24 protein-coding genes are annotated in these 25559 nt (G+C 41.2%); 9 read left to right on the top strand and 15 right to left on the bottom strand.

What is annotated here, in order from left to right; translation table 11 throughout:
* Positions 1 to 170: 170 nt before the first annotated feature.
* The 4 genes from QTN47_RS25005 to QTN47_RS24990 form a co-directional block, all read right to left on the bottom strand.
* The gene (locus tag QTN47_RS25005; RefSeq protein WP_369332182.1) at positions 171 to 1904 is read right to left on the bottom strand and encodes a GMC oxidoreductase; all 1734 of its coding nucleotides are present in this window, start codon (positions 1902 to 1904) and stop codon (positions 171 to 173) included.
* 202 nt (positions 1905 to 2106) lie between these two features.
* A complete protein-coding gene (locus QTN47_RS25000) occupies positions 2107 to 3792 on the bottom strand; it encodes a GMC oxidoreductase (protein ID WP_369332181.1) in 1686 nt (561 codons plus the stop codon).
* Positions 3793 to 4106: 314 nt separating this feature from the next.
* Complete coding sequence (locus QTN47_RS24995) at positions 4107 to 4991, bottom strand: hydroxypyruvate isomerase family protein (RefSeq protein WP_369332180.1); 885 nt, start codon at positions 4989 to 4991, stop codon at positions 4107 to 4109.
* A 112-nt stretch (positions 4992 to 5103) separates the two neighbouring features.
* Positions 5104 to 6408: an MFS transporter gene (locus QTN47_RS24990; protein ID WP_369332179.1), complete on the bottom strand. Its 1305-nt coding sequence runs from the start codon at positions 6406 to 6408 to the stop codon at positions 5104 to 5106.
* Between the two features lie 107 nt (positions 6409 to 6515).
* On the opposite strand from QTN47_RS24990, the gene QTN47_RS24985 reads away from it, so the two are divergent.
* From QTN47_RS24985 to QTN47_RS24960, 6 genes are all read left to right on the top strand, one after another.
* Complete coding sequence (locus QTN47_RS24985; protein ID WP_369332178.1) at positions 6516 to 7682, top strand: Gfo/Idh/MocA family protein; 1167 nt, start codon at positions 6516 to 6518, stop codon at positions 7680 to 7682.
* A 154-nt stretch (positions 7683 to 7836) separates the two neighbouring features.
* Positions 7837 to 8892 (top strand): sugar phosphate isomerase/epimerase family protein, encoded by a 1056-nt coding sequence (locus QTN47_RS24980; protein ID WP_369332177.1) that lies wholly within the window; start codon positions 7837 to 7839, stop codon positions 8890 to 8892.
* A 92-nt stretch (positions 8893 to 8984) separates the two neighbouring features.
* The gene (locus QTN47_RS24975) at positions 8985 to 9389 is read left to right on the top strand and encodes a c-type cytochrome (protein ID WP_369332176.1); all 405 of its coding nucleotides are present in this window, start codon (positions 8985 to 8987) and stop codon (positions 9387 to 9389) included.
* Positions 9390 to 9720: 331 nt separating this feature from the next.
* Entirely contained in the window at positions 9721 to 10131 is a 411-nt protein-coding gene (locus QTN47_RS24970) for a c-type cytochrome (RefSeq protein ID WP_369332175.1), read from the top strand.
* Positions 10132 to 10236: 105 nt separating this feature from the next.
* On the top strand, positions 10237 to 10995 hold the full coding sequence (locus tag QTN47_RS24965) for a 3-keto-disaccharide hydrolase (RefSeq protein WP_369332174.1): 759 nt from the start codon (positions 10237 to 10239) through the stop codon (positions 10993 to 10995).
* 596 nt (positions 10996 to 11591) lie between these two features.
* Positions 11592 to 12041 (top strand): nucleoside deaminase, encoded by a 450-nt coding sequence (locus tag QTN47_RS24960; RefSeq protein WP_369332173.1) that lies wholly within the window; start codon positions 11592 to 11594, stop codon positions 12039 to 12041.
* Between the two features lie 521 nt (positions 12042 to 12562).
* On the opposite strand, the gene QTN47_RS24955 is transcribed toward QTN47_RS24960, so the two are convergent.
* The gene (locus QTN47_RS24955) at positions 12563 to 13279 is read right to left on the bottom strand and encodes a 3-keto-disaccharide hydrolase (RefSeq protein ID WP_369332172.1); all 717 of its coding nucleotides are present in this window, start codon (positions 13277 to 13279) and stop codon (positions 12563 to 12565) included.
* Between the two features lie 337 nt (positions 13280 to 13616).
* Between QTN47_RS24955 and QTN47_RS24950 the strand changes: the two genes are divergently transcribed.
* Together QTN47_RS24950 and QTN47_RS24945 are read left to right on the top strand one after the other, a co-directional pair.
* Positions 13617 to 14222, top strand: coding sequence for a superoxide dismutase (locus QTN47_RS24950; RefSeq protein ID WP_369332171.1), 606 nt, complete (start codon positions 13617 to 13619; stop codon positions 14220 to 14222).
* An 86-nt stretch (positions 14223 to 14308) separates the two neighbouring features.
* A complete protein-coding gene (locus QTN47_RS24945) occupies positions 14309 to 14935 on the top strand; it encodes a hypothetical protein (protein WP_369332170.1) in 627 nt (208 codons plus the stop codon).
* A 232-nt stretch (positions 14936 to 15167) separates the two neighbouring features.
* Here QTN47_RS24945 and yidD read toward each other — a convergent pair whose 3' ends face one another.
* The 3 genes from yidD to rpmH all read right to left on the bottom strand — a co-directional run bounded on the left by yidD (position 15168) and on the right by rpmH (position 16048).
* Entirely contained in the window at positions 15168 to 15398 is a 231-nt protein-coding gene (gene yidD / locus QTN47_RS24940) for a membrane protein insertion efficiency factor YidD (RefSeq protein WP_369332169.1), read from the bottom strand.
* The gene (locus tag QTN47_RS24935; protein WP_369332168.1) at positions 15385 to 15804 is read right to left on the bottom strand and encodes a ribonuclease P protein component; all 420 of its coding nucleotides are present in this window, start codon (positions 15802 to 15804) and stop codon (positions 15385 to 15387) included. Before QTN47_RS24935 ends, yidD begins: the two co-directional genes overlap by 14 nt.
* An 88-nt stretch (positions 15805 to 15892) precedes the next feature.
* Positions 15893 to 16048, bottom strand: coding sequence for a 50S ribosomal protein L34 (rpmH, locus tag QTN47_RS24930; protein WP_153800587.1), 156 nt, complete (start codon positions 16046 to 16048; stop codon positions 15893 to 15895).
* A 289-nt stretch (positions 16049 to 16337) separates the two neighbouring features.
* Between rpmH and QTN47_RS24925 the strand changes: the two genes are divergently transcribed.
* Positions 16338 to 17447 (top strand): family 20 glycosylhydrolase, encoded by a 1110-nt coding sequence (locus tag QTN47_RS24925; protein ID WP_369332167.1) that lies wholly within the window; start codon positions 16338 to 16340, stop codon positions 17445 to 17447.
* Between the two features lie 360 nt (positions 17448 to 17807).
* Here the strand turns inward: QTN47_RS24925 and murI are convergent, their stop codons facing one another.
* From murI to QTN47_RS24890, 7 genes are all read right to left on the bottom strand, one after another.
* Positions 17808 to 18644 (bottom strand): glutamate racemase, encoded by an 837-nt coding sequence (murI, locus tag QTN47_RS24920; RefSeq protein ID WP_369332166.1) that lies wholly within the window; start codon positions 18642 to 18644, stop codon positions 17808 to 17810.
* Between the two features lie 62 nt (positions 18645 to 18706).
* The gene (locus QTN47_RS24915; RefSeq protein WP_369332165.1) at positions 18707 to 19333 is read right to left on the bottom strand and encodes an OmpH/Skp family outer membrane protein; all 627 of its coding nucleotides are present in this window, start codon (positions 19331 to 19333) and stop codon (positions 18707 to 18709) included.
* A 230-nt stretch (positions 19334 to 19563) separates the two neighbouring features.
* Positions 19564 to 20187, bottom strand: a complete 624-nt coding sequence (locus QTN47_RS24910; RefSeq protein WP_369332164.1) for an OmpH/Skp family outer membrane protein — start codon at positions 20185 to 20187, stop codon at positions 19564 to 19566.
* 50 nt (positions 20188 to 20237) lie between these two features.
* On the bottom strand, positions 20238 to 20759 hold the full coding sequence (locus QTN47_RS24905) for an OmpH/Skp family outer membrane protein (RefSeq protein WP_369332163.1): 522 nt from the start codon (positions 20757 to 20759) through the stop codon (positions 20238 to 20240).
* A 26-nt stretch (positions 20760 to 20785) separates the two neighbouring features.
* Positions 20786 to 23545, bottom strand: coding sequence for a BamA/OMP85 family outer membrane protein (locus QTN47_RS24900; RefSeq protein WP_369332162.1), 2760 nt, complete (start codon positions 23543 to 23545; stop codon positions 20786 to 20788).
* 131 nt (positions 23546 to 23676) lie between these two features.
* Positions 23677 to 24438 (bottom strand): undecaprenyl pyrophosphate synthase, encoded by a 762-nt coding sequence (gene uppS / locus QTN47_RS24895; protein WP_369332161.1) that lies wholly within the window; start codon positions 24436 to 24438, stop codon positions 23677 to 23679.
* 225 nt (positions 24439 to 24663) lie between these two features.
* On the bottom strand, positions 24664 to 25536 hold the full coding sequence (locus QTN47_RS24890) for a DUF6089 family protein (protein WP_369332160.1): 873 nt from the start codon (positions 25534 to 25536) through the stop codon (positions 24664 to 24666).
* Positions 25537 to 25559: the final 23 nt, after the last annotated feature.

Raw genomic sequence — 25559 nt, 5'->3', positions numbered from 1 at the left:
ATCTTTACCCGCGACAATTGTCTCAAATCTGATATACTGAGCATTTCGCCCTTTTATAATTATTTTATACTGCGTTCCAAAGTACAAGTTTCATTTTGATCACTTTCTGACTAAAATCAATCTGCCAAAAAACTAAGCCCGGCTGATAGCTGAAAGCTAAAAGCTCACAGCTATAAATTTCCTTTCTTCAGCTCTTCCGCTGCATAACTTGCTGCGCGTGCTGTAAGCGCCATAAATGTAAGGGATGGGTTTTGCGTGCTGGTACTTGTCATGCATGCTCCATCCGTTACAAAAACATTTTTACAATTGTGAAACTGGTTCCATCCATTTAGCAATGATGTCTTCGGGTCTCTTCCCATTCTTACGCCACCCATCTCATGAATATCCAGTCCTGGTGCTTGTTTACTATCTCCTTGATTAATATTCTTACATCCGGCTTTATCCAGCATTTCACTTGCCTGTTGTAAAAAATCTTTGAAAGACTTTTCATCATTGTCATCATAGTCAACCGAAACCACCAATTGAGGTATCCCCCAGGCGTCTTTTTTGTCGGAGCTTAACCGGACATGATTTGACTCTTTGGGAATTGTCTCTCCCTGCATAATCGCGTGCACGCCCCAGTCACCAACCTCACTGATCGCTTCTTTGTATGATGCTCCTATCTCACTTCCATCATCTGCTGCACGACCTCTTCCCCGGCCTGCACCAAAGAAAACCATGTATCCGCGCAGAAAATCTGTTTCCTGTTTGGTCACGTTCCTGAAATTCGGCATCATTGGCTGTGTTGGCCTTCTGCCGTAATAGTATTTGTCCATGGGGCCATCGTATGATGCACTCACACTTCCTCTGTAGTTATGAAAGGCCACATATTTTCCCAATAGTCCATTATCATTACCTAACCCGTTTGGAAAACGTGATGAAACGGAATTAAGCAAAATAAGATTGCTGTTTAAGCAGGCTGCATTTACAAAAATGATGTTGGCAAAATATTCTGTTGCCTTTTTTGTATCCGCATCAATTATTCTTACGCCGGTTGCTTTTCCTTTCTTATCATCGTAGATAACGGAGTGCACCACTGCGTTTGTTTTAAGCGTTAGTCGGCCAGTTTTTTGGGCCCATTGAACAGTGGATGAGTTTGAACTGAAATAGCCTCCAAACGGACATCCTCTTTCGCATAAGCTTCTTGCCTGGCATTGGTTGCGGCCCTGTTGCAGATGTATGGGATTGGGCTTTGTTAAATGAGCGCACCTTCCCTGTACAACATGTCGATCTTTGTAGTGGGCCATTATTCTATTACTGATCTCCTTCTCCACACAATTCATTTCCCAGGCCGGTAAAAACTCTCCATCCGGTAATGTATCCACGCCATCCCTGTTACCGCTGATGCCTGCAAATGATTCAACATGCGAGTACCATGGTGCGAGATCCTGGTAACGTATGGGCCAGTCTACAGCAAAGCCATCGCGCGCCGGACCTTCAAAATCATACCTGCTCCAGCGTTGGGTTTGCCTTGCCCATAACAATGATTTACCGCCTACCTGGTAACCTCTGATCCAGTCAAATGGCTTTTCCTGTATGTAAGGATGTTCCTTATCTTTTACAAAGAAGTGTTCTGTAGCTTCTGAAAAAGCGTAGCATTTTTTTACAACAGGATTTTCATCGAGCACACTTAACTTCTCTCTTCCGCGATGCGGAAAATCCCAGGGTGCTTTTGTTGCTGTGGGATAATCTTTTAAATGAACTACATCGCGACCGCGCTCTACTATAAGCGTTTTTAATCCTTTATCACACAACTCTTTTGCAGCCCAACCGCCACTGATACCGGAACCGATAACAATTGCATCGAAAGTGTTTTTTTCAACACCTCCTGAATTAATATTGATATGTACTGAGTCTTGTGGCATGGGAGCTATCAGCTGTCAGCTATTAGCTTTCAGCTTTGAGCCTTTTAATTTTAAATAGGCTGATTAATTTCCGGCAATCCTTATTTTAAAGTTGCAGTTAGTTTTGGTTCTGTGTTTCTTCTAAGTAATTCCTGTGCTTAAGAAATAATAAATATTGCTGTCAGCCAACAGCTCATAGCTGATAGCTGACAGCTCACAGCTTTTATAGATTTCCTTTTTTCAATTCACTAACTGCATAGTCTGCAGCACGTGCAGTGAACGCCATATAAGTTAATGACGGATTCACGCAGCTTGCTGAAGTCATGAAAGAACCATCAGTTACAAACACGTTAGGTGCATCCCAGATCTGGTTATATTTATTTACAACAGAAGTCTTAGGATCTTTACCCATACGTGCAGTACCCATTTCGTGAATACCACGACCGATCGTACCATCGCCATCACGGCCTTTTACATCTTTAACACCCGCGCTGGTTAACATTTCAATAGCGTCATTCAACATGTCAACGCGCATTTTCTTCTCATTTTCTTTCCACTCAGCGTCAAAAGAAAGTACGTTCAATCCCCATTTATCTTTCTTGTTCTTATCCAGCGTAACCTTGTTTTCGTGGTAAGGCAAGATTTCGCCGAAACCGCCGATGTTCATTGTCCATCTTCCTGGTTCGCTCAGCGCGTCTTTATACTCTGCACCAATGCTCAATTCTTCCAATGAGCGGTTATAGCCCTGTCTGCTCGCGCCGCCCTGGTATCCAAAACCACGGATATAATCTCTTTTATCACTTCCAAAGTTGCGGTAACGTGGGATATAAATACCATTAGCACGGCGGCCGAAATAATATTTATCCTCATAACCTTCTACATGACCAGATGCACCAACACCCAGGTGATGATCCATTACGTTGTGTCCCAATTCTCCGCTGCTGCTACCTAAGCCGTCAGGCCATACATCAGTTGCTGAGTTCATTAGGATCCACGCACTGTTTAAAGAAGAAGCATTCAGGAATATGATCTTGGCTTTGTATTCGTATGTTTTGTTGGTTTCTGCATCCAGCACTTCAACACCGGTAGCCTTTTTGGTGTTTTTATCGTAAAGGATTTTTGTAACAATACTCCATGGGCGAAGCGTTAAATTACCTGTCTTCATAGCCGCAGGTAATGTTGCGGATTGTGTGCTGAAATAAGCACCAAAAGGACAACCTAACCAGCATTTATTTCTATACTGGCAGTTTGTTCTGCCTTGCTCTGGTTTTGGCTGTGTGATGTTTGCAGTACGTCCCATTATAACGTGACGCTGTCCTTTGTAAAAATCTTTCAGGCGTGCAGCAACATCTTTTTCAACGCAGTTCATTTCCATAGCTGGCAGAAACTGTCCGTCAGGCAATACTTCCAGCCCATCCCGGTTACCGCTGATGCCTGCGAATTTCTCCGCATAATCATACCACGGAGCAATTTCAGCATAACGCACAGGCCAGTCAATTGCAATACCATCTTTGGCGTTTGCTTCAAAGTCGTGATCGCTCCAACGGTAGCTCTGGCGGCCCCACATCAGGGAGCGTCCACCAACATGATAACCACGGAACCAGTCGAAACGTTTTACTTCAGTATAAGGAGATTCTTTTTCATTAACCCAGTAATCAAGGTTGGTTTCATTAAGCGGGTAATCCCTGTTCAGCACAGGATAGTCCTTGATCATTTCCTGTGTTTTAGATCCTCTGTGCGGAAACTCCCAGGGAGCTTTGTTGGCGTTTACATAGTCTTTTACGTGTTCAATGTTACGGCCACGCTCCAGCATGATTACTTTAAGGCCCTTTTCGGTTAGCTCTTTAGCGGCCCAACCGCCACTGATACCTGAGCCAATTACAATAGCATCAAAAACATTGTCTGCCATAAGTGGTGTTTTTTGTTACAAGCTAGTTATAAATAAAAAATAGCTTCCGGCGCAACCGGATTCAAGGTGCCTGATAGCGTTTAGCAACCTTACAGCTATATAAATATCCTTAAAATACCGATCAGGTATTTCATTTTTAAAATCCTGTTTTTCGGGCAAATAAAAACCGTTGCGAAAGTGTGTTAAGACCGGATGATTACTAATTCAACTTAAAAAGCCAGCATTCAAACAGACTGCTTCAAAAAATAAGCAGTTAGCCGCAGTCTTGATTTAAATATAACTTCTTACTAAAATGAACTTGAATTACAAACAGCTTATACATCACACAATTCAACCGCTTTCTTAAGTGATGCCAGTTTATCTTTTGCAGCGGGGATAAATTCCTGGGCAACATAACCTTTAAAGCCAGTGGCAACAATGGCTTTCATTATAGCGGGATAGAACAATTCCTGGCTTTCATCTATTTCATTTCTTCCGGGCACACCACCTGTATGGTAATGACCAAAATACTGGTGGTTATTTTTAATAGTTCTGATTACATCTCCTTCGTCAATCTGCATATGGTAGATGTCGTACAACAATTTGAAATTCTCACTACCTACGTGTTTAACCAATTCTATTCCCCATGCAGATTTATCGCACATATAATCACCATGATCCACACGGCTGTTCAGCAATTCCATGTGAATGGTTATGCCATTTTTTTCAGCCAGCGGCATTAGTTTTTTCAAACCTTCTGCACAATTTTTCAAACCTGTTTCTTCGTCCATTCCTTTACGGTTGCCGCTGAAACAAATCACATCTTTGTAACCAGCCTTTACCATCAAAGGAATTATATCGGTATAATTTTTTATCAATGTTGAATGATGTTCCGTACGGTTAAACCCATCAGGAATGCTTATTTCAGCACCATTACACATAGAGCTGTAAATATCATATTTCTGTAATGTTGGCCAATCTTTGGGACCAACTAGGTCAATCGCAGAAAAGCCAATTTCTTTTACTGCTTTACACAGATCATCCAATGCAATATCACCATAACACCATCTGCAAACGGAATGATTAATATTTCCTTTCAGTGCCAAGTTATTTGTATTTAAAGTGGTAAATGCACTCAATGCGCCAGACGTTGAAACGATGGCTGAGCCGGCAAGCAAATTTTTCAGAACAGTACGCCTGTTTTTTTTATAGGTCGTCATATTATACCTTAAGCAAGGCTTTAAAGATAACAACTAATGTTATGCAATAAAGCCTTGCCTTTAAATTTTATTAAAATTATTTTCTTTTGTCCGATAGGTGCAACACTAAATCTTATAGCATAGATTGTTCTGCATTAGCTATGGCAGCGGCAGACAAAGATGTTTTCTTTCTGCCTCTCATGTAAAAGAACAGGAATGTAAATGCAACTATTAATACAATTGGAATAATAAGTGTTACATTAATGATCTCCGGGCCAGCTGCAGCTCTTGCTTCATTTAATGTTTTGGCCATTTCCGGCGTTGCAGAAGCGCTATTGTATTCAGCCATGCTTGCACCTGAAGGAAGTTTGCCGGCAATTAATTTGTCATAATAACCTCCCATGAAGATCATATAAATAGATACGGCGAACATACCTGCACCACCCATAAAGTTCATACCGACGGCACCGGTTTTAGGCAGATTTTCAGACACAAAGCCGAGCATCGTTGGCCAGAAATAACAAACGCCGATACCGAACACCAATGCACCTACAAATAAAGTATTGCCGGTAGAATGACCTAAAAGATACAGCCCCAATGCAGCAAATATTGCAGACATTAACAATACACCAGCTGGTGAAAACCTGTGCACAATAGGTTCTGCGAATGCACGCCCAAGCACCATTACACCAGTTTCAATTGTTAATAATAAGATAGCATTGTCGGTTACATTTTTCAACAACACATCAATCCATTGTCCGGTAAACAACTCTGTAATAGCAGTACCCAACATCAGAATGATCATTACTATAAATAATGGACTCAATAAAGCTTTATACATTTCAGAAGTAGAAACACCACTGGAAACCCTTTCAGTTACAGGGAATGTAAGTTTACTGAACAAGTATAAGTATAATACCGTTGGAATAAGCATTAAACCTACAAGTACCTGCCAGTTGGTAAGGTTTTCTGCGCCGAAGAATTTTACGATCAGCGTACCAATTACAATACCACCGGGGAACCACAGGTGAAAGTGATTGAGCTTGGTAGTTTTGTTTTCAGGATACAGGCTTGCTACCAAAGGATTACAAGCTGCTTCAACCGTTCCGTTACCCAAACCGATCAACAATGTTGAAATGAATAAAGACCAGAAGCCCGAAGCGGTAATTGTAAGAATAATACCCAGCAGGTGAAATACACCGGCAGCTACTAATAGTCTTTTCATACCAATTACGTCAACAACCATACCTCCTACAACAATAGCCAAAGGGAAACCCCAGAAGGCTGTACTTGTTATAATACCTATTTGTTCTTGTGTTAAGGAAAACTGTTGTCCCCAGGTACTTAATAATCCGGCCCTGATGCCGAAGGATAGAGATGTTACCAGCAAGGCTAGGCAACTAGCAACGAATAGCTGGTTACGGTTAATGGCGTTCATACGTTAGTGGTTAGCTGTTTTAAAAATAATTGTTATGATGACAAGTGAGGGTAAATGTAATTTTTTTTTACTTTTAGTTTCACTTATTGAAAAAAAAATTTACAAAGATGCTTAACAGAAAATTGCGAATGGGCATGATAGGTGGTGGGAAAGACGCCTTTATTGGTGCCATTCACCGGTTTGCTGCCAACATGGATGGCCTTATTGAACTTTGCTGCGGCGCTCTCAGTATTAACCCTGAAATTGCGGCCGACTCGGGTAAGATGTTGTTTCTTCCTGAAGACAGAACATATACCAACTACGAGGACATGATAAAAAAAGAAAGCGCTTTACCTGAAGACAAGCGTATTGATTTTGTAACCATTGTAACTCCAAACTTTGCACACTTTGCTCCCGCAATGATGGCGCTTGAGCATGGTTTTAATGTAGTGATTGAAAAACCGATCACATTTACGCTTGATGAAGCAAAACAACTGCAACAAAAAGTAAACGAAACCGGTCTTACACTTTGCCTTACGCATACCTACTCCGGCTATCCAATGGTTAAACAGGCCAGACAAATGGTAAAAGAAGGAGCGATCGGAAAAGTAAGAAAAATATGGGTTGAATACCCACAAGGATGGTTAAGCAAACTTTCTGAAAGAGAAGGCAACGCCCAGGCGGCATGGAGAACAGACCCCAAAAAGAGCGGTAAAAGCGGTTGTATGGGCGATATAGGCACTCACGCAGCGCATCTTGCAAAATATATTACAGGATTAAATCTTACGCATATCTGTGCTGACCTTAATATACTTGTTGAAGGCAGACACCTGGATGATGACGGGAACGTATTATTAAAATATGACAACGGTGCAGCTGGTTGCTTAATGGCATCCCAGGTTGCAGCCGGTGAAGAGAACGCACTGAAAATCCGCATCTATGGTGAGAAAGGCGGATTGGAATGGGCTCAACAGGAACCCAATACCTTATTGGTTAAATGGCTTGATCAACCAACGCAAATCTTCCGCGCAGGTGGCGGTTACAGCTACCTGAGCCCTTTCGCAACCAAAAACTGTCGCACTCCGGGCGGACACCCTGAAGGATACCTGGAAGCGTTCGGCAATATCTATCACAACTTCGCTCAGACTTTATCTGCAAAACTTTCCAACAGTGAACCAACTGAAGAAATGCTTGACTTCCCACGCGTTGAAGATGGCATTTTCGGAATGGCTTTCATTGATAAAGTAGTTGAATCTTCTAAGAGCGATGTTAAGTGGACAAAATTTGAGATTTAGCTATGAGCTGTCAGCTATCAGCTTTTAGCTGGACGTTGACGGCACACCTGCGTTGTATTTTCAAAAGAGAATTATTTTGTTAACAATGGCTGTAGCTACCGGTACGTCAGAAAATTGCTGACAGCTGATAGCTGATAGCTGAAAGCTCAACACAATGACTACAATAAAAGGTCCGGGTATTTTCCTTGCACAGTTTTTAGGAGATACCGCTCCGTTTAATTCTTTAAAATCCATTTGCGAATGGTCTAAAAGCATTGGATTTAAAGGTGTTCAGATCCCTTCCTGGGATCCAAGAATGATTGATCTTCAAAAAGCTGCAGAGAGCAAAACTTATGCAGATGAGCTAAAGGGTATCGTGAATGAAGCAGGTCTTGAAATCACCGAATTATCTACGCACCTCCAGGGTCAGTTGGTGGCTGTTCATCCTGCATATGATGTTATGTTTGATGGATTTGCGCCAGCCGAATATCATAACAATCCCAAAGCAAGAACCGAGTGGGCCGTTCAGCAACTAAAGTATGCTGCGAAGGCTTCACAAAATCTTGGATTGAATGCATGCGCAACATTCAGCGGTGCACTATTGTGGCATACTGTTTATCCATGGCCCCAGCGACCTGCAGGCCTGGTGGAAACCGGATTTAATGAACTGGCAAAACGCTGGCTTCCAATTTTAAATACATTCGACGAGAATGGCATTGATCTTTGCTACGAGATACACCCGGGTGAAGATCTGCACGATGGCGTTAGCTACGAGCGTTTCCTTGAAAAAGTAGATAATCACGCACGTGCATGTTTGCTGTACGATCCATCTCACTTTGTATTGCAGTGCCTGGATTATCTTACTTACATCGATTTCTACCACGAGCGTATAAAGATGTTCCACGTAAAAGATGCAGAATTTAATCCAACTGGTAAACAAGGTGTATACGGCGGTTATTCCGGATGGGTTGAAAGAGCTGGCCGTTTCCGCTCTCTTGGCGACGGGCAGGTTGATTTTAAATCAGTATTCAGCAAATTAACCGCTTATGATTACAAAGGCTGGGCAGTTATGGAGTGGGAATGTGCATTGAAACATCCTGAAGATGGCGCTAAAGAAGGTTCTGTATTTATTAAAGATCATATTATCCGCGTAACAGAAAAAGCTTTTGATGATTTTGCCAACACTGGCAGCAATGAAGCTTTTAACCGTTCTGTACTCGGATTGGAATAATTTATGTTATCTAAGTTCTATAGGTTGCCCTGTAGAACTTTTAAAGAAAGGCAACTTATTCGTAACCATTTATTCAACATAAATAGGTGTGTATGAAATACGTTGCCTTTTTTTTATGCGCCACCTTGATGATTCTCTCCTGCAAGCAAACATCCACAACCAAAAATACTTCCGGCAAAACGCCGATGACGGATAGCCTGGTAAACAATCCTGCCAACATGGTTGACAGTGAATATCGTAGAGGAGCCAGCCTGATCTCCAAATACGATTGTTTAACCTGCCACAAACTAAATGATACAAGCATAGGACCTTCTTATATGAGTATCGCCAACAGATATTCCAATGTGAGTGGTAATGTGGACAACCTTGCACATAAGATCATCACCGGCGCAACAGGCGCCTGGGGAAATAAAGCGATGACACCACATCCCAATATTACAGTGCCTGATGCAGAGGAAATGGTGCGGTATATCTTGAGCTTAAAGCCGAAGGGATAAGCTTAAAGCCTAAAGCTCAAAGCCTAAAACCTGTCGATGCCAACTTAAGACAGTCCTTTTTGCGCTAGTTCTTACTTTGAAAAAAGGGAAAGTTTACCACCCGATACAGTGTGAAGTTTCAAGCTTAAAGCCTAAAACTGAGCGATGCCGATTGAAGAAGCTTTTTGCGCTAGCTATTGCATTGAATAAAGGAAAGTTTACCACCTAAGACAGCGCGAAGCTTTAGGCTTTGAGCTTTAGGCTTTAAGCTTCCTCAAATTCTTTTTCGAGATTGGGAATTCATCTATAACTTTAAGCCGCATTTTATTTCACACTTTAAAAAGTAATGATTTTGAAAAAGCTTCTAATTACCTCAGCTTGCCTGGCATTTTTAGCAGCATGCGGAGGCGGTGCTTCCACTGAAAACAAAAATGATTCTGCAGCGGCTCCAAAAGAAGAAAAACCGGCAGCAGAAGCAACCGACATCTCTTCCAACCCCGACTATCAGAAAGGTTTGGAATTGATTGGAAAGAATGACTGTCTTACCTGCCACGACGTTGCCGAAAAGAAAATTGGCCCGGCTTACCAGGATGTTGCAAATAAATATGCCGGTGTTGATACAGCCGTTGCTCATTTGAGCCACAAAGTTATTGCCGGCGGACAGGGTGTTTGGGGCACAGTTCCGATGACTCCGCATCCAGCACTTTCTCAGGCAGATGCAGAACAGATGGTTAAATACATCCTGTTGCTTAAAACAAAATAGTCGAATAACACTTCTTTTTATAAATCCGCATAGTCCAATTAACTATGCGGTATTTTTTTCCCTGCACAATTTTTGCCATTTATTCCACAACCAAAATACACTTACATGAAATTGTTATTTCTAACGGCAGGCATTTCGTTAAGCCTGTTGTCTTGCCAATCATCAGAACAAAAAACAACCGAAGCAACAGATTCTGCCACTACCACACCAGCTAACACAGCAGTTACCGCGGACACAGGATGGGTATCTCTTTTTGACGGACAGACACTAAAAGGATGGCATACATTTGGCCAAACATCAGTTGGTGCTGCATGGAGCGCCGACAGTGGCACGATCCATTTGAAACCAAAAGGTTCAAAAGGCTACCAGACCCAGGGCGGAGGTGATATCGTTTCCGATGGCGTTTATGGCGACTTTGACCTGAAACTTGAATGGATGATCTCAAAGAATGGCAACAGTGGTATTCTTTTTTATGTGCAGGATGATACTACAAAATACAAGGAAACCTGGAATACCGGCCTTGAAATGCAGGTACTAGACAACAACGGTCACCCGGATGGCAAAATACCAAAGCACAGAGCCGGCAATTTGTACGATCTGATAGCAGCAAATCCTGAAACTGCAAAAGGTCCGGGAGAGTGGAACCAGGTAGAAATTGTTTCAAAGAAAGGTCAGTTAGATCTGTTTTTAAACGGAACCAAAGTTGTATCAACAACTTTATGGGATGACAACTGGAACAAACTGATCGCCGGAAGCAAATTCAAAAATATGCCGGGATGGGGAACCTTTAAAGAAGGCCATCTGGCATTGCAAGATCATGGCAACGAGGTGTGGTACAGGAATATTTCTATCAGAAAGCTTTAAGTATTTAAACATAAAAAAAATTAAAACCGCTGATAATCAGCGGTTTTTTTATGACTTTCAAGCTTGGCTCTCCGATAAACCTTTAACCATATAAAAAACAAAATGCTTCTGTTTATTCAACCAGAAGCATTCAGTTAAGCTCTTTTACCTGGGTTAAGGAGATATAAAGAAACTTTATTTTAGTAATAATAGGAATGCATTTTAAGCAGCAAATAATGTACCACTTATCCGATTTTAATAAGAAGTAAAAAAAAATATATTCGAAAAAAAAGACCTCACTGCAAGAGCGAGGCCCTTGGTGCTTCTTACATTTTACAAACAGATCAGTTACATGTGGAAACCTTAACCTTATCTATTACAATATTCCGTAAGAATCAATAGGTAGCATTATTTTACTTAAACTCTACAGATAGATTTTCAATTCATGTGCCAAACATCAAAATTTATTCATATAATTGATAATCAGATATTTAATCTTTCATCGGCAACAGGAAATTCCCATTTAGAAACGACTGGTCCATAATTGGGAATATAATTGCGAGAAGACATTCCCGACCGCTATAAAACCGTATTTTGCTTCCGAAATTTTTTGAGAGATGGTGTTGCCACTGAATGATGAACAATATATGCGTCTGGCTTTAAAAGAAGCAATGAACGCTTACCATGATGATGAAGTACCTATCGGAGCTATTGTAGTCCTTAATAATAAGATAATTGCAAGGGGATACAACCAAACTGAACGATTGAAAGACGCTACGGCCCATGCTGAAATGATCGCCCTGACCTCCGCGTTCAATTATCTTGGAGCAAAATATCTGCCCGATGCGTGCCTGTATGTTACGATAGAACCTTGCCTGATGTGTTCTGGCGCCTTGTATTGGAGTAAGATAGGCCGGGTTGTTTTTGGCGCAGCCGACGAAAAGAATGGTTACAAAAGAATCACAAAAGAAAATTGGCCTTTTCATCCCAAAACAGAATTAGTTACAGGCGTTTTGGAGGAAGAATGTGCGGCATTGATGAAAAGCTTTTTTAAAAGCAAAAGGTGATCTCTGATGTCGGATTTGAGGATCGCTGATTTCTTCAGGTGCGGCAACGTGATTTTACTCAGGCCTCTAGATGTTGAGGATCGCTGATGTCTGATTTGAAGATCGCTGATTTCTTTAAGTGCCGCAGCGTGATTATACTCAGGCCTGTAGATGTTGAGGATCGATGATGTCTGATTTGAAGATCGCTGATTTCTTTAAGTGCCGCAGCGTGATTATACTCAGGCCTGTAGATGTTGAGGATCGATGATCGCTGATTTGAAGATCGCTGATTTCTTTAAGTGCCACAGCACGATTATACCCAGGCATCTAGATGTTGAGGATCGCTGATTTCTGATTTGGGATGCTTGATTTGAGGATATCTGATTTGAGGATGCTTGCCCACACTTGCGTTCTCGCACCTAACGAAATCAGCGATCCTCAAATCAGACATCAGCGATTTTCCAGGCAACCTGTCTGCCTACGCTTGCGTTCCCGCACCTAGCGAAATCAGCGATCCTCAAATCAGCGATCAGCGTTCCGTCTTATATTTTCCTGATCTTGATATTTTTAAACCACGCTCCGCCGCCATGGTCCTGTAGGCAGATATGGCCGGCTTTTAACATGCCGTATTCAGGTTTGTCCTTCCATTTGCTTGCGTCTTTGAGTTTTTTCCAATCATCGGTCCAATAGTCAAACTCAACCACCTTCACGCCATTCAAATAATGCTCAACATGTGCGCCTTTAACTTTAATCACAGTGTGATTGTATTCACCCACCGGTTTGGTTACCAGGGATGAAGCGGCGTGCATTGCGTAATCGGAACCGCTTTTCTGGTTGTCCTCTACTTTGCCGGGATAGCCTTTATCATCAATCAACTGGTATTCCGGCCCGGATTCGTAAGAGTGATCGTGATTTTCGTTCGCTCTATAAATAATGCCGCTGTTCGATTTGGGATCAACTTTCCAGTCCACAGCCAGTTCAAAATCTCCATATTCTCCGTCAGTGGTAAGATCCGCCCGCTTGGTTACACCTTCCGACTTGCAGTGAAGCTGACCGTCAATTATTTCCCAGCTATCCATTTGCTTACCCTGGTAATTATGCCAGCCTTTGGTATCCTTTCCGTCAAATAAAAGCTGCCAGCCTTCTTTCTTTTCCTTTGCAGTTAATGTGTTATCGGCTTCCTTCGGTGAAAAAGCGGATAAGCCCGTAATTAAGATTCCGCAGCATATTGCTGCGCGCATGGTTGGTTTAAGTAACATAAAACAATATTGTCGTTAGAAAAATATAGCAGGAAGTTACGCAAATGCAATGTTCGTTTTCAGTAAAAACCGGTTTGATCTAGGCTTAACAATATCAAAATATTGTTGGAAGATATCACCAACAAGCATTAGCAAAAAACTTCCCGTGCACCGAACTTATTTCCCGGTTGTCTTGCAGGTGGTCATTTCAACCAGCGCTTGTTTCTAATTGCCAGCCTTTTATTTTCGATTTAAGAAACAAATTATGATAACTTATTACCAACATTAATCCTATGGCAATAAATTTGTTGAACTTAGAGGTTCCCTTTTAATTGTTCACTTATAAAAAAAGATAATTATGGCATTTACATTACCTGCTCTGCCTTACGCGCATGAAGCTTTAGAACCGCATATTGATGCTACTACCATGCAAATACACCATGGTAAACATCACCAGGCGTATGTTGACAACCTGAATAAAGCTATTGCCGGAACGGAGCATGAAAATAAAAGCCTGGAAGAACTTGTTGCAAACGCTGGTAAAATATCTCCTGCAGTTCGCAACAATGGCGGCGGTCACTGGAACCACAGCTTCTTCTGGGAAATTCTTGGCCCTAATGCAGGCGGTGCACCAACAGGTGAACTTGCAGACGCTATCAACAGCACTTTCGGATCTTTTGATGAGCTGAAAACAAAAATCAATACAGCCGGTGCCACGCGTTTCGGTAGTGGATGGGCCTGGTTAATTGTAAAAGACGGCAAACTTGAAGTTACTTCTACACCTAACCAGGACAATCCTTTAATGGATGTAGCAGAAGTAAAAGGCACTCCTATCCTGGGTATCGATGTGTGGGAGCACGCTTACTACTTAAAATATCAAAACAAAAGACCTGATTATTTAGCGGCTATCTGGAATGTGATCAACTGGAACAAGGTTGCTGAGCATTATGCAAAAGCTAAATAATTCAATGGTTCATTTTTAGTAATGTCTTACCTTCAATCCCGCCCCAGATTGGTGTGCGGGATTTTTTATTTGACTAAATCTTTAACATGAAAAAAATAGCATTCGGCATACTTGCCATCGTTTCACTTGCATCCTGCAAAGAAAACATCAAGAAAGTGCTTGTTCTTTCAAAGGGTACAGCTAAGATCAACAAAGAAGCGAAAAGCATCACTGTTGATGAAAGCAGCGGACACGAAGAACAAACCTTCGATGTAAACTCCGGCGATAAAGTGGTTTACTCAGTTAAATCGCAGGCTGGAGAAGGCTCAGTAGAATTTCCTACAAACGGTTATTACATAGTGAATGCGAAAAACGATACAGTTGTAGGTGGCTTGCAGAACTACGGAGCGGTTGAAGACAGAAAGACTGAATTTACGCAAGAGGATGTAAAGAAGAACCTTGATTCACTGAAGTTGCTAGTCAGCAATCAAAATGTTAGCGCAGCGAACCATAACTTTTTTATCCTGCCCAACCAGGCCGTGAAGATCACGGATAACCTGGATGCTTTTATTGTAGGACCTTATCACCGCATGACCTCTGTTGAAGCGAAAGAAGGTAAAACACCTGAGGTTTACCGCTTCTATAGCATAAAAGAAGTTAGGGAAAAAATTGATAAGCTGGATGCGATGACTAAACCAGCGGATGCTTCGGCTACGCCTGAAAAAAAGAAATAAGGAAGAACCACGGTGGCATGTGCGACATTAAAGAAACAAGGGGTTTTGCCACAACGGCTCGAAGACAGAAAGAGGCACAAAGGCTTTCTTTTAATATCTCTCACATAAAGTCAGCAACGTAATGGACCTTGGCATGCATTCAAAGTATGTTACCTTGCTGGCTTTTACTGCATGATTTGGACAATTCACGCTCCCGCCGCTTTTGACTTTTGAATTTTTACTTTTGACTTTTCTACGGCACCGGATCATAGCCGCTTCCTCCGCCCGGGTGACAACGGGATATTCTTTTTATAGCCAGCCAGCCTCCTTTAAATAAGCCATATTTCTTTAATGCTTCCAGGGCATATTGCGAACAACTTGGCGTGAACCTGCACTTTGGCCCTAACGCTGGAGAGATCACGTACTGGTAAAACTTTATCAGCAGTATGAACGGAAAGCTCAGTATTTGCTTAAGAATTTTCATTTGCTGCTGTTATTTTAGTTTTCTCCAACTCCTTAATCAATCGTGGAATAGCCATGCTAATCTTTTCTTTGACGAGTGCGTAAGAAGGAATCTGACGGTCAACAAACAGTAAAAACAAAATCAGTTTACGATTTTGATTTTGGGCATACTCAATTAGTGGGGCCTTTTCGGTTCTGTAAGCTTCGCGAAGCAACCTTTTAACCCTGTTTCGCTGGACGGCCTTTTTAAACAATCTTGAGGGAGCAATTACACCGGCCTTTACCGGAAAATCCATTTCGTCGGGAACTTCCAGGTAAATAAGCTTAACCGGAAACTGATTAACAGACTTCCCTTTTGCAAAAAGGAGATCTATTTGTTTTCGACTTTTTAGCTTCTCTTCCCGTCCGTATGAATTTGATAAAGGCATATTCAAAAGTAAAAAGCCTCACCAAAGTTTGGTGAGGCTTTAATAATTTATTTGTAATCCCGACAGCTACGCTATCGGGATCAAACGCTTATTTTAATTTTCTCTCGTCAGAAACTGTCAGCTTATGACGGCCTTTCGCTCTGCGGCTGGCTAATACCTTACGGCCATTAGCGGTTTCCATACGCTTACGAAAACCATGAACGCTTTTACGGCGACGATTATGTGGTTGAAATGTACGTTTCATTGCTATAATTTTTTTACTAACCCAAAATAAATTTCAACATACAGGTTACAGTCACCATACTGCCACCCGGTGAAAGGACGGCAAAGGTAGAAAAAAAATTTATTCCAATCTCAAAAAAATGAACTTTTTATGCCCTTAACGCTGGAATTTAAGGCTGCAAAAGGGATAATAATCTGTAAAACAATTAAATTCAACGATCAATTTGTTTTACGGGGCCGAAATTAACTGTTATAAATTTCCGGTGGTTACAATTACGGCTTTTTTCGCACTACTATATAAATTATTGCTTATGAAACCAATAAAAGCCATTCTTCTGTTAGCATTAATGTTCAACGTTCTTTTTGCAAATGCTCAAAATTCACTGGACTCCGTCATGCCGGTACGTGGATTTTGTATTGCTGCACCAACACCAAAAGGGGTGGATGATTTTGTGAAATTCATTAATGAAGAGCTCGGCCCCAGAAAGGTCAATGTGCTTATTCTTAGAGTTGATTATAATTATCAATTTGAAAGTCACCCTGAATTGCGGGATACTGCTGGCTTATCCAAAGCTGACATTAAAAAGCTTGTTGCTGCCGCAAAAAAGAACAACATACAAATTATACCTCAGGTGAATTTACTGGGGCACCAATCCTGGGCAAATCACACCGGCAAACTGCTGGCGGTTTATCCGCAGTATGATGAAACGCCGCTGGTAAAAATGCCGGAAAAATATGAATGGCCGAATGCAGATGGTTTGTATTGCAAGAGTTACTGCCCGTTGCATCCTGAAGTTCATAAAGTAGTGTTTGATGTGGTAGATGAAATGTGCGATGCATTTGAAACAAATGCCTTTCATGCAGGTATGGATGAAGTGTTTTACATTGGTGACGACAAATGTCCGCGTTGCCAGGGAAGAGATAAAGCCGAACTTTTTGCAGGAGAAGTACGCAAGATCCGCGATCATCTTGCGCAAAAGAACAGGCAGCTCTGGATTTGGGGCGACAGACTATTGGATGGTAAAACTACCGGTATGGGTATGTGGGAAGCCAGTTATAACAATACACACCGGGCAGTTGATATGATACCGAAGGATGTAATGATCTGCGACTGGCATTATGAAAGAGTAGACAAAACGCCTGTTTATTTTGCAATGAAAGGATTGAACGTAGTTACATGCCCCTGGCGCAAACCTGAATTGGCTGTGCTGCAAACCGAGGACATGGCGAATTTCAGGAAGCAGGCAACACGCGAAATGAAAGACAGATACAAAGGAATGATGCAGACCGTATGGTCCGGTGCTGAATCTTTTCTTGATGGCTTTTATGGCAGAAACAAAAATCAGCAATCTGCAAACGCAGGTACCAATACGCCCTGGGATTGCTTTAGAGAGATGTATAAGAAGATTGGAGAACTTTGAGGTGTATGTACGATGTACGATTTTAGATGTACGATTTTAGATGTACGGTGTACGGTGTACGATGTTTAATGTACTTAGTATAGTGTTTGATGTAAGATGTATAGTGTTTGATGTAAGATGTACAATGCACTTGAGCGTAACAGTAAAATACTAGCAACCGACCTTTTATTTAAGCTTGCAGACCTTGCGAAAAAATCTCGCCGGGGCTTTTTATTAATAAGATAATCCGGCAGCATTTATAGATAATTCATCTCATTTTCAAAAGATGTAGAGTAAAATGAAGATGCTTAAGTTTGAGTACTTCGTACTTCGTAGATCGTACTTGAAGCAACATAGTTCGTCTTAAAGAAGTAATATTGGCTAGCAGCTAATTGAATTCAGATCCAGATGTTTCGAACGCACCGTTTGTCCAAAGAAAACGCTGCCGTTTTGGTCAAAGTCATCTGTGGAGTCTGTTGTATAAAAATTGAGAGCGTTGTTTTTAGTAAGTCGTTCTTCCATTTCAGGATGGCGCTGCAAATAATCCAGCAAGCTATTAGCGACAATTGACCCCTGCGCGATTACCTGGACATTGTCAGGCAATGAAGCCTGTATTTTTTCTTTTATCAGCGGATAATGTGTGCAGGCAAGCAAAACAGTATCGATGTTTTTATCCTGCATCATTAGGGCATTGGTATATTTTTTTATGAAAAAATCTGTTCCGGAGTTATCATATTCTCCGTTTTCAATCAATGGAACCAAAACAGGGCAAGCCTGCTGATAAACTTCTAAGTCCGGATAAAACTTTTCAATTTCAATCTGGTAAGACTTTGATTGAACCGTACCGTTAGTCGCCATGATCCCGACTTTTTTTGCGGGAGAATATTGTCCAATAATTTCAGTTGTAGGTCTGATAACCCCGAGCACTCTCTTAGAGGGATCTATTTTGGCGAGATCATTTTGCTGAATGGTCCGCAAAGCCTTCGCGGAGGCCGTGTTGCAAGCCAATACAACCAAAGGACAGCCTTGTTTAAAAAACCATTTTACACACTGGAGCGTGTACTGATAAACAGTTTCAAAAGAACGTGGTCCGTATGGAGCCCTCGCATTGTCACCCAAATAAATATAATCATACTGTGGCAGCAGATGCACAATCTCCTTTAAAACAGTCAGGCCGCCGTAGCCCGAATCAAATACGCCTATTGGTCCTTTTTCCATTCTTCAAAAATAAAAAACCACGCAGTGTGTTTTGCGTGGTTTTTATAATTAACAGATGTAATTTATTTAGGTTTTGCACCGGTTGCTGGTTTCGCTGCTCCGGCTCCTGTGCTTCCGCCAGTTGCTGGTTTTTCGTCCTGAAGATCGCCACCAAGTTCGTCAGGCAGTTTTATCTTCAATTCTTTTGCTACATACTGAAACACGTTTTCTATGGTTGAAAGGCCCACTTCATATGCTCCTGGTTTTAATACCAGTGTATATTTTCTTGCATCAAGAACTTTCTTGTAAGCGTTTACTACCTGCTCGTACATAGACTGAGACAATACTGCTCTTTTTTGCTCAGATTTTTGTTGTGCGATCTGCTGCCAGTAAGCAATATTCATTCCCACCTGCTGGCGCTGTTGTGCTACCAGGTCCAAAACACTTTTTGGTTTTCCTGCTGCAGAGTCGCCCTTGAAAGTGCTGTCCAAACGTTGAAATTCCCTGTAATAAAACTGATATTCAGCTTGCAAAGAATCTCTTTCGTAAAGCGCAACCAAAGTATCAACATGTGGCGCACCAGGCATAGCTCTCACCATCATATCAATATCAAAAACGCCAATTCTCACTGGTGAAGATTGAGCTTTTGCTGATGTTCCTGTTACAAACAGCGCTGCCAGCAACAGCATAGAAAAGAAAACCTTTTTCATTGTACTTGTGATTGTGTTGTTTGTTTGTTGTTTCTCTTTGTGAGTTTAAATCTTGATTTGTGAATATAGGAAATTCGCGCGCTTCAACGACTTTTAATAAAATTTACAATCAACTTTTAACTTTGTTTAGACACCGTTCCTGGCAAATTACTCTCCAAGCGCTTATTCAGGGCGCAAAAATAAAAAACCACGCAATGCTATTGCGTGGTTTTTATAATATTAAGTTTTATTTATTTGGTTTTTGCACCGCCTGCAGGCTGTTTTGCTGCGCCACCGGCTGCAGGTGCAGCTTTGCTTTCTTCCTGCAGATCTCCGCCTAATTCATCAGGCAGTTTAATCTTCAGCTCTTTTGCCACGTATTGGAACACGTTTTCAATAGTAGATACACCAACTTCGTAGCTTCCTGGTTTCAATACCAAAGCGTATTTTCTTGTATCAAGCACTTTTTTATAAGCATTGATTACCTGTTCTGTCATTGGTTGAGACAAAACTGCTCTTTTTTGCTCAGATTTCTGTTGAGCGATCTGTTGCCAGTAAGCAATGTTCATTCCCACCTGTTGACGCTGCTGAGCAACCAGGTCCAATACGGTTTTTGGTTTGTTGGTAGCTGAATCAGCCTTCCATGTGCTATCTAAACGCTGAAATTCTTTGTAGTAGAATTGATATTCCGCCTGTAACGAGTCTCTCTCGTATAATGCCACCAAAGTGTCAACCTTAGCCGCACCCGGCATTGCTCTTACCATCATTTCGATATCAAAAACGCCGATTTTCACGGGTGAGGATTGAGCTTTTGCTGAAGTTCCTGTTACAAACAGAGCTGCCAGCAACAGCATAGAAAAGAAAACCTTTTTCATTGTTGTAGTGATTGTGTTTTTGTTTTGTTGATTGTCTATTTGAGTTTAATTTAATTTGTTGCTTTTATACCCAATTCGTTTAACACGTCCTGGCTCTTGTCCAGTTTGGGATCGGCAAATATAACCGTAATTCCTTCACTCTTGTCAAGCACAAAATCATATGCACGTGCCGCGGCTATTTTTTGAACTGCGTTGTAAACTTTATCCTGAACGGGCTTTACCAGTTTTTGTCTTTCTTTGAACAGATCACCTTCGTAACCAAAACGTTTTTTCTGCAGATCCCTCACCTCTTTTTCTCTGTTAAAAAGTTCGTCTTCACGCTTCTTTTTCAACTCATCACTGAGCATAAATTGCTCAGCATCATAGTCTTTATACATTTTATCCAGGTCTGCCTGTTTCTGATCAATTTCTTTCTGCCACTGTTCACTCACCATTTGCAGCTTCTTTTCCGCATCCTTGTATTCAGGCATTTTATCTAAAATATACCTTGTATCTATAATGGCATATTTCTGTGCGTTTACGCTAAGGGTAGCAAATGTTGCCATTGCTATTAAAAACACTATACGTTTCATACAATAGTTTTTGGAAAGGTAATATATTATTCGGGTTCGAAGCCTAACATGAAGGTAAACTTGGCAGCATCCTTAAGGCTTCCGCCAGGAGTGATCCTGTCTAAACCGATACCGTAGTCAAATCCAAGCAAACCAAACATTGGCAGGAAGAAACGCATACCAACACCCACGGACCGACGTAACCTGAACGGGTTATAATCTTTAAATGAGTACCAACCATTCGCAGCTTCGAAGAACGTAAGACCATAAATGGTACTGCTTGGGTTAAGGCTTAATGGATAACGCAACTCAACCGTGTATTTGTTAAACATGGTGAAGTATTGAGACGCACCGCTTTGATCCGGGTTTACTGTAGGATCTGAAGTCTGGTACACAGGATATCCTCTATGCGCAATGATGTCGTATCCTAATAATGCGTAGCTGTTACTTATACCTGCGTCACCCACCTGGAAGCGCTCGAATGGTGAAACCTGCAGATCGGGGTTGTACCTGCCCAGGAAGCCGTATTTGGCCGCAGCCTTCAACACAAGTTGCTTGTTTCTTTCAGGCCCACCAGGTTTACCAATTGGTACGTACCATTCACCGGTGAACTTCCATTTATGGTATTCGATCCATTGGTAAGGATTCGCAGACTTGGTCAACGATGGATCCATCAGTGAATAAGGCGGAGTTAACTGCAAACTTGCCAGGAAGTTAGATCCACTGGTCGGGAAGATCGGAGAGCTGATTGAAGAACGTTGCAGTGCAACCTTCAAGCTCAGGTTATTTGAATAACCGTTATTAAATATACTGCCGTCAGGAAGTTTTAATGTATAATCAATTACATAGTTGTGTAGGTGATACCTTACATAACTAAGTGCAAAGGTTAAGGAGAAATAGTCATCAGGCCATTTCAACTGCTTACCCAAACCGATTGAAGCACCGGTTGTTTTAAAGTAAGAGTTATTGGCATTCACCCTTGTGTACGTACGTGTAACAGGATCGTAAGCGTTTGAGAATTTAGTGTCATATATATTAAATGACAACGAGTTTCTTCTCTTACCACCCAGCCATGGTTCAGTAAAGGACAGGTTGTACGAACGATATGCACGTCCGTTACTTTGTACACGCACACTCAGTTTCTGACCATCACCCATTGGCAACGGATCCCATGCTTCTTTGTGAAGAATATTTCTAATGGAAAAGTTATTGAATGTAACACCCAGTGTACCCGTTAACCCAATACCACCACCGAAACCGGCACTGAGCTCCAACTGATCGCTTGATTTTTCTTCAAGGCTCCAGTTAATGTCCACCGTTCCATCTGCCTGATCAGGAACAACGTTCGGATTTATTTTCTCCTGGTTGAAATAACCAAGATTGGCCAGTTCGCGCTGAGAACGGATTAGATCTGTACGGCTGAATTTTTCACCCGGCATTGTTCTCAATTCACGACGGATAACATACTCTTTTGTTTTTTCGTTACCACTGATTGTAACGTGCTTAATAGTTGCCTGCGGACCTTCCATCATACGGATCTCGTAATCGATGGTGTCATTATAGACGCGCGTTTCAACGGGATTTGTCTGGAAGAAAAGATAGCCATCATCCATATAAAGGCCGCTGATATCACCACCTTCCGGCGTAACACTTTTACCAAGTTTCTTATTAAGGATATCCAGGTTATAGATATCGCCTTTCTTGATATTAAGTATCGCCGTTAAAATAGAATCAGAATATTTTGTATTTCCTCTCCACGTAATGTTACCGAAGTAGTATTTATCTCCCTCATTAACCTTCAGGTCAATGTTCATGTTGCCTTTGGAATTGTAATACTTCATGTCTTTTTCAATATTGGCATCACGGTAACCGAGAGAGTTGTAATACTGAATGATCTTCTCTTTATCTTCTTCGTATTTTTTATCGTCGAATTTTGCTGAGCTAAAGAACTTAAGCCTGATATATGGATCGAGCACCCTTCTTGTTTTGGTAAAAGTCAGATAGCCGTTATCCTTAATGTATTGCTGAAACGTGTAGTGTTTCGGATCGAACAAACCACCTTTGTCATCAGTTGGGAACAATGTAAGGCGGGACATTTCTTTTGTACCCTTCATTTGTGCTTTAAGCTTTTGTTCGTTTACAGTATTGCCACCGAAATTGATATTGTTGATCCTTACTTTACTTCCTTTATCGATCATGAAATTCAGCACAAGAGAGTTGGCTGAAGTTGTATCTCTTTTTTCGTCAATACGCACTTTTACTGCACGAAAACCTTTTTCATAATAGTATTTTTCAATACCATCAATGGCAGTGCGCTTCATGTTTTCCGTAACAACCCTTCCTAAAACCAACCCGGTTTTTTTTGTCAGTTCTTCCTGGTCGCCTTTCTTAACTCCTTTAAAATAATATTTTGCAAGTCTTGGTCTTTCGGTAACCGCAATTTCTACATCAATATTATTCCCTTCAAGCCTGGTTAAATAAATTTCTACATCACTAAAATAGTTTTGTGACCAGAGTTTATTAATTGCTTTTGAAAAGTTATCACCGCCCGGTATTACTATTTCGTCGCCGTTGTGTAGTCCGGCTACAGAAAGCAATAAAGCCTGATCAAAATATTTATTACCCGTAACTACAACTTTTGCAATCTTGTATTTTTTGGGAACTTTTTGGTTAAAAATATTTAGGAGGTCTGCGTTAATAGAAGTGATAGTGGTGTCAGATTGGTTTCCGGGTACTTGTGCGGATACAGCAGAACTAACAAAGCTAGCTATACTCGCAAGTACAAGAATTTTACACAGTTTATACATTAAAAGCTGTTTTAATACCGGGCTACTGTGCTTACAAGGAGACAAAATTTCTCCAGCAGCATTAGTAAATTGATTTTAAGTGCGGCAAATTAACGGGAATATTTAAAAGTGTTTGTTAAAAGCCCTTGTTTTTATTGAACTTCTGCTTCGGATTGCAATTGTTCACTTATTTTACCAAAACGCCGTTCACGGCCCTGGAAATCAATAATTGCTTCATAAAGGCTTTCTTTTCTAAAATCCGGCCATCTTGTATTGGTGAAATACAATTCTGCGTAGGCCAGTTGATAAAGCAAAAAATTGCTTATTCTATGTTCCCCGCTTGTACGGATCATTAATTCAGGATCGGGGAAATTATGTGTTGTGAGATATTGTTGCAAAGTATCCTGTGTTATGTCGGACGGATTTAAATGACCATCTTTAACTGCTAAAGCAATGTTTTTTACCGCCTCGGTAAGTTCCCAGCGGCTGCTGTAGCTAAGAGCGAGTACGAGGTTAAGGCCGGTGTTAGCTGCAGTTTCATCCAAAGCATCTTTTAATTCCTGTTGTGCATGTTCGGGCATCATCTTAATATTACCTATCACATGCATGCGGATATTGTTTTTCTGCAATACAGGCATTTCCTTCCTGATCGTGTTAACCAGTAGCTCCATCAAACCTACAACCTCGTATTCCGGGCGATCCCAGTTTTCTGTGCTAAAAGCATATAATGTAAGGTATTCTACACCAATTTCTGCTGCTCCTTCCACTATATTGCGTACACTCTCAACGCCCTGGTAATGACCATATAACCGGTCGTGTCCCTTTTCTTTTGCCCATCTGCCATTTCCATCCATTATTATGGCTATGTGACGAGGTATACGGTTTTTATCAATTTGCTCTTTCAAGTCCGACATATAAAAAATTCCGCATTAATGCGTAACAACAAAGGTAACAAAATGAGAACACGATGGGTTTCTCCACAAAATTTTAATTTATTCTTGATGGCGGTTGCTCAATAATGTTGGGAATTAAAAAAACGCTCTATTAATGTTTGAATTTTAAAAGCATATTTATGAAGTTATTGAAACGACAAAAGCCGTAAACATTACGGCTTTTGACATATTTAAATTATGGAGCGACTACTTAACTTTTGGACAACGGTAAGAAGTGATGTTGAAAGAAACGCCTACCTGGAAAATGGCATAACCGTCTTTTTGCGAACTGTTTCCGCGTTGCCTGTCCTTAACACCTATTGGGGAACCAGTCTCGTAACTTCTGTCCTGTAAAAGATATGCAGGATTCACAGATCCGTCGGGAAGGTTCACAGTACCGGTAGAAGGAATGATAAAAGCTTCCTGGCCAGCGTACGTGGTACTAACATCGTCTATATAATCGGTATTTGTAAAGCGGTACCCGATTTCAGCAAAAACGTTGGTATTCTCATTAATGCTGTATTTGAAACCGAATGATAAAGGAATGCACAGCGCCATTGTTCCGTATTGTTTTCTGTTAGGATAAGCTGCAGATCCCTGTCCTTCTGTACCCAATGGGCGAAGAAAATATTTTTTGCCGTCCAGGTACGCAAAAGGGTCATAAGAAAAAACACCTACACCAAGAGACACATAAGGTGTATAATTATATCCTTCTACGCCGGGCATAAACTTGAAGAAATTAAAGTCACCGCTTACAGCAAATTCCCAGATATTGGTATTGAAGCTGAGGTTACGGCGTTTTTGAGTTTCATTTTGACTATATACATCGGAATAACCCAGTCTTGCATAGTTTGCCGCCACTTTAACGCCTATATAGTTGCTGATTTGTTTGCGGAAGAAAGCACCTGCAGAGAATTTAGGTCTGTTTATAGCTGCCCTTGTGTTCAAATCGCCAAAATAATGGGCGGTTCCTACAGCCACTCCGAATTCGCCTTCCTGTACAAAACTCTCGTACAATTGAGCCCTAAGGGAGGCTGTGGTTAACAGAAGACAAAGGATAAAAAGTAGTTTTTTAAACATAATGCAATGTAAGTAATGTTCTA

The sequence above is a fragment of the Danxiaibacter flavus genome (assembly GCF_041060425.1).
GTDB classification, from domain to species: Bacteria; Bacteroidota; Bacteroidia; order Chitinophagales; family Chitinophagaceae; genus Danxiaibacter; species Danxiaibacter flavus.
The sequence above is the reverse complement of the archived record's forward strand: the minus strand, read 5'-3'. Positions and strand labels throughout refer to the sequence as shown.